Origin of the sequence: Acetobacter sp. AN02 (assembly GCF_029759835.1) — a bacterium.
GTDB lineage: Bacteria > Pseudomonadota > Alphaproteobacteria > Acetobacterales > Acetobacteraceae > Acetobacter.
Window position 1 is genome coordinate 1 of the sequence record NZ_JAJJND010000141.1, and the last position, 4,015, is coordinate 4,015.

The window sequence follows — 4,015 nt, forward strand, 5'->3', positions numbered from 1 at the left end:
CGCTTCGATTTGTTGCTCATGAATTCTTCTTACCTCTCGGGTCGTTCTGTCTCCACAAAACCCGGGGCAATTCAATCCGAGATTGTAACTTTTTCCCAAGCGGTCACTGTAAAACGATCCAAGAATTAGAAATTATACGTTTGAATTGGTCATCGACTTGCGCCCAATCCAGCACATCGACTTTCCATGGAAGATCAGACTCCGAAAACGCCTCTTCCAGCTGCGCCCGCGTCTCCAGCGGCAACGGCTCATCCCCCATCACTGCCAGATCCAGATCCGAGAACGGCTTGGCCTTGCCTGTCACGCGCGAGCCGAACGCCCGCATCTCGCGGTCAGGCACAATGTCGTTGAGGATCCGCAGCACGATGGCCCGTTCTTCGGATGTAATGTCGATCCGGTCTGTCACGCGGTCCGGTCTTTCAGAACGGCCAGCAGAAACGCCGCCTCGTCGATAAAATCAGGTATCGTCGCCACGACCTGCTTTGCGGACGCCTCATTATAGGTATGGCTGGTCATGTTCCGCATCTTGCGAAACACGCTCCATTGCGGCCAGGCGCTTTTGAGCAAGCCGGCTTCATTGGCGGAGCGGATCAGGTCCGGAAAGCCCATGCGGTCATATTCTTCCGGAGAGGCCGCGTTGGCTTCCAGAAATCGCTTCAGGGTCTTGTGGCTAAGTTCGTAGGTGAACTCGAAACGCTGGATCAGCCCATCGCGTAGCTGCTCATCATCAGGATGGGCAACATGCCGCGCCCAGCCTTCCTTCAGACGATCCAGCGCCCGTTCCAGTGGCGTGAGGTACAGGGTCATGAAGCCTCCTGCGGGACGATCAGTTTCAGAGACGCAGTGATTTTTGCGTTCAGTTCCTCGCCCTGGCGGAACTGCTCCTGCAAGGTTTTCTCCAGCGCTGCGAACCGTTCGGCAAAAGGCACGCTGTCTTCTTCAGCTTCTTCTGCGCCAACATAGCGGCCGGGTGTCAAAACAAAGCCGTGCTTCTCAACATCATCAAGCGTGACGGATTTGCAGAAGCCGGGAACGTCCTCATAGGAGGCCGAGTCCTTCTCGCCGCGCCAGGCATGGTAGGTGTCAGCGATGCGCGCGACGTCCGCATCCGTCAGTTCGCGGCGGGTGCGATCGACCATCGTGCCGAGCTTGCGGGCGTCGATGAACAGCATCTCCCCGCGCCGGTCGCGCCAGCCTTTGGGATGTTTCGTGCGGGTCAGGAACCAGAGACAGGCCGGGATCTGGGTGGAATAGAAAAGCTGGCCGGGCAGGGCCACCATGCAGTCCACGACGTCGGCCTCGACCATGCGGCGGCGGATCTCGCCTTCGCTGTTCTGGTTGGACGACATGGACCCGTTGGCCAGCACGACGCCTGCCGTCCCGTTCGGGGCGAGGTGCCACAGGATATGCTGGAGCCATGCATAGTTGGCATTGCCCGCAGGAGGCTTGCCATACTGCCAGCGCGGGTCTTCCTCCAGCGAGGCGTTCCACCAGTCCGAGATATTAAATGGCGGATTGGCCAGAATGGTATCGAAGCGCAGGTCCTTGAGTTCGTCCCGCAGGAAGCTGCCTTCGTTGTTCCAGCGGATGTCCGCGCCGATGCCCCGGACGGCGAGGTTCATTTTCGCCAGACGCCAGGTCGTGTGGTTGCTTTCCTGCCCGTAAATGGCGATGTCGCCCAGTTTGCCGCCGTGGGATTCCACGAACCGCTCCGACTGCACGAACATGCCCCCTGACCCGCAACAGGGATCATAGACGCGTCCCTTATAGGGTTCGAGCATGGAGACCAGCGTGCGGACGACACTGGACGGGGTGTAGAACTCGCCCCCGCGCTTGCCTTCCGCGCCCGCGAAGCCACCGAGGAAGTATTCATAGACACGCCCCAGCACGTCGCGGGCCTGATCCTCGCTGCCGCCCATGCCGATCTCGGAAATGAGGTCGATCAGTTCGCCCAACATGACACTGTCCAGCGCGGGACGTCCGTAATCCTTGGGGAGAACGCCCTTGAGCTGTTCAGGGTTGGCCTGCTCGATGACCAGCATGGCGTCATCGATCATTTTGCCGATGCCGGACGAGCGGGCATTGGCCTGAAGGTGCGACCAGCGGGCAGTTTCTGGCACCCAGAAGATGTTCTCGGCCAGATATTCGTCCGGATCTTCCGCTGCTGCCGGGTCATCGTGGAGAAGGATCTCGTGATACGCCTCAAACGCCGTGGAGATATAGCGCAAGAAAATCAGTCCGAGCGTGACATGCTTGTAGTCGGATGGTTCGAGGTTCTTCCGCAGCTTGTCGGCCGCCAGAAACATCTGCTGCTCAAAGCCAAGGTGGGCAGCTGTTGTCTTCGCTTTTGTCCGTGTCGTCTTCTTGGGAGCCGGTGCGGCATCCGGGTTCTTGCGAGGGCGACCACGGGGCATGGGAACAGGCTTTCAGGCTGACAGAACAGGTCGTTACAATCTGCCCGATCAGACCCTGAACGTCGAGGGTTGAGAGAAGCCTTGATGAGAGGTCCGGTTTCGAGATGATAGAGCTGTTATGGCACCTGTCAGATCAGGCCTTCCGCAGTCTGCTCGACGATACTGTTTGTCAGCGACTGTTCGGAGAGTTTCAACCTTGTTCGAACTCTCCGGCTTGCAAACCAGTCTGCCCAAAAGTGAATAAATACCCTTTTCGACATTCAGGAATGGCATTCATTCCTGCACGTCGCTGTGGCCATTCTGCTTTCGCACATCGCTCTAGCAACGGCCCCGCGTCGGTATGCCTGCCGAAGTGCATAAATTGACCGAAATTCAATATAATCAAGGTATTTGAAAAAAGCTGATTGAGAAATTAAAGTCTCTCGGATCTGGCGTAGATCCTCGAATTTCATTCGCGCCAAGGCAATCGCTTCCTGTAATTTCGCCTTGTTTCCTTGGACGCCCGCGATGCCCAACTGGTGCTTCAGCTTTTTGCGACTGTGAGCATTTGTTCTGGCCCTCGCGCGCCGTAAGGCATCTTCATAAGCTAGTTCCGACGCCCGATACGCCATCGCAATTTCCGGATTATCCCAGCCAGAATCCGGAGTGCGCGGCATTTCCGGCTGCGCGCCTCGCCGGTTTTGACTGGCGAAGTGTGCTTTATAATACAAGCAATCCCTCACCTCTGTTTCGCGGCAAAAAATGTGAGCAGTGAGAGGCGCATTATAAAGATTCTTATCTTTTTCAGGATTACTACCAGATGGAGAAAGCGTCTTGCCGGTTGAGTCCGCCGTAAGACATGGTATTGACCGCCAGTATTTCCGGACCGTACGCTCGCTGACTCCGGTTTTTTCGGCCAGAGCCGTCTGTGTGATCTTCTTCCCTGCTGGCCACACGCGGACGGTGTCGACGAGCAGCTTAATAAAACTTTCGGATCTGCGCCGTGCACTTTCTCGTCCTGCTGCCGCCTGTCGCTCCCGGCCCGGAATACTGTCGCGAGCATCCTTCTCGGCCTAGATTACCCGATAGGCCTGAATACGCTCGCACATCTCACGGACATTCAGGCGCTTCAGGGGAGACGTGAAACGAGCGTTGGTCTGGTAGGCAAAGCGTAAAATGGTCTCAAGAGGTGTGGCTTTCCGAAACCGTAGACGCACGATGTCAAAAAGCAGCCTGTTTCGCTCGGGAATCGACAAACCCTCGTCGAGAGGTTCATTAATGGTGGGCTGCCTTGCAAGAAGCTTCAGTAATGCACAATTGAGAAAATGCAGATCGACCGGTGTAGTTCCTGACGTAGTCTCGATATGTGTCCCCCAGGGCGCAGGGATGAGTGTTTCCGGGGGCTGAGGTGTTGCTCCTAAAAATTTTCCTATCAGGCTTTCCGCGAGGTCAGCGTAACGCTGCGGTGCCTTTCTGGCCCCTTTTCCTAAAATGACGGGATCCTCAAGCCATAGGACTGCAAAAACCTTTCCGGTCATGCGATCTCTTATACCAACCATTGATTGCTAGAACCTATGCGCCCAATTGCGCAGTCCGATTGACATGATGCGCCAAGGTTGTTC

The 4,015-nt window shown here is 56.5% G+C and carries 4 protein-coding genes; all 4 read right to left on the minus strand.

Going from position 1 to position 4,015, the window contains the following annotated elements; translation table 11 throughout:
* Window positions 1-103: 103 nt before the first annotated feature.
* The 4 genes from LOC54_RS11600 to LOC54_RS11615 all read right to left on the minus strand — a co-directional run bounded on the left by LOC54_RS11600 (window position 104) and on the right by LOC54_RS11615 (window position 3,931).
* Window positions 104-406 (minus strand): nucleotidyltransferase domain-containing protein, encoded by a 303-nt coding sequence (locus LOC54_RS11600; RefSeq protein ID WP_279313951.1) that lies wholly within the window; start codon window positions 404-406, stop codon window positions 104-106.
* Window positions 403-807 carry a nucleotidyltransferase substrate binding protein gene (locus tag LOC54_RS11605; RefSeq protein WP_146863794.1) on the minus strand — a complete coding sequence of 135 codons (405 nt, stop codon included), beginning with the start codon at window positions 805-807 and terminating at the stop codon, window positions 403-405. The genes LOC54_RS11600 and LOC54_RS11605 overlap by 4 nt, the downstream gene beginning before the upstream one ends.
* Entirely contained in the window at window positions 804-2,414 is a 1,611-nt protein-coding gene (locus LOC54_RS11610; protein WP_279313952.1) for a class I SAM-dependent DNA methyltransferase, read from the minus strand. Before LOC54_RS11610 ends, LOC54_RS11605 begins: the two co-directional genes overlap by 4 nt.
* A gap of 1,052 nt (window positions 2,415-3,466) precedes the next feature.
* Window positions 3,467-3,931: a hypothetical protein gene (locus LOC54_RS11615; protein WP_279313953.1), complete on the minus strand. Its 465-nt coding sequence runs from the start codon at window positions 3,929-3,931 to the stop codon at window positions 3,467-3,469.
* Between the last annotated feature and the right edge of the window lie 84 nt (window positions 3,932-4,015).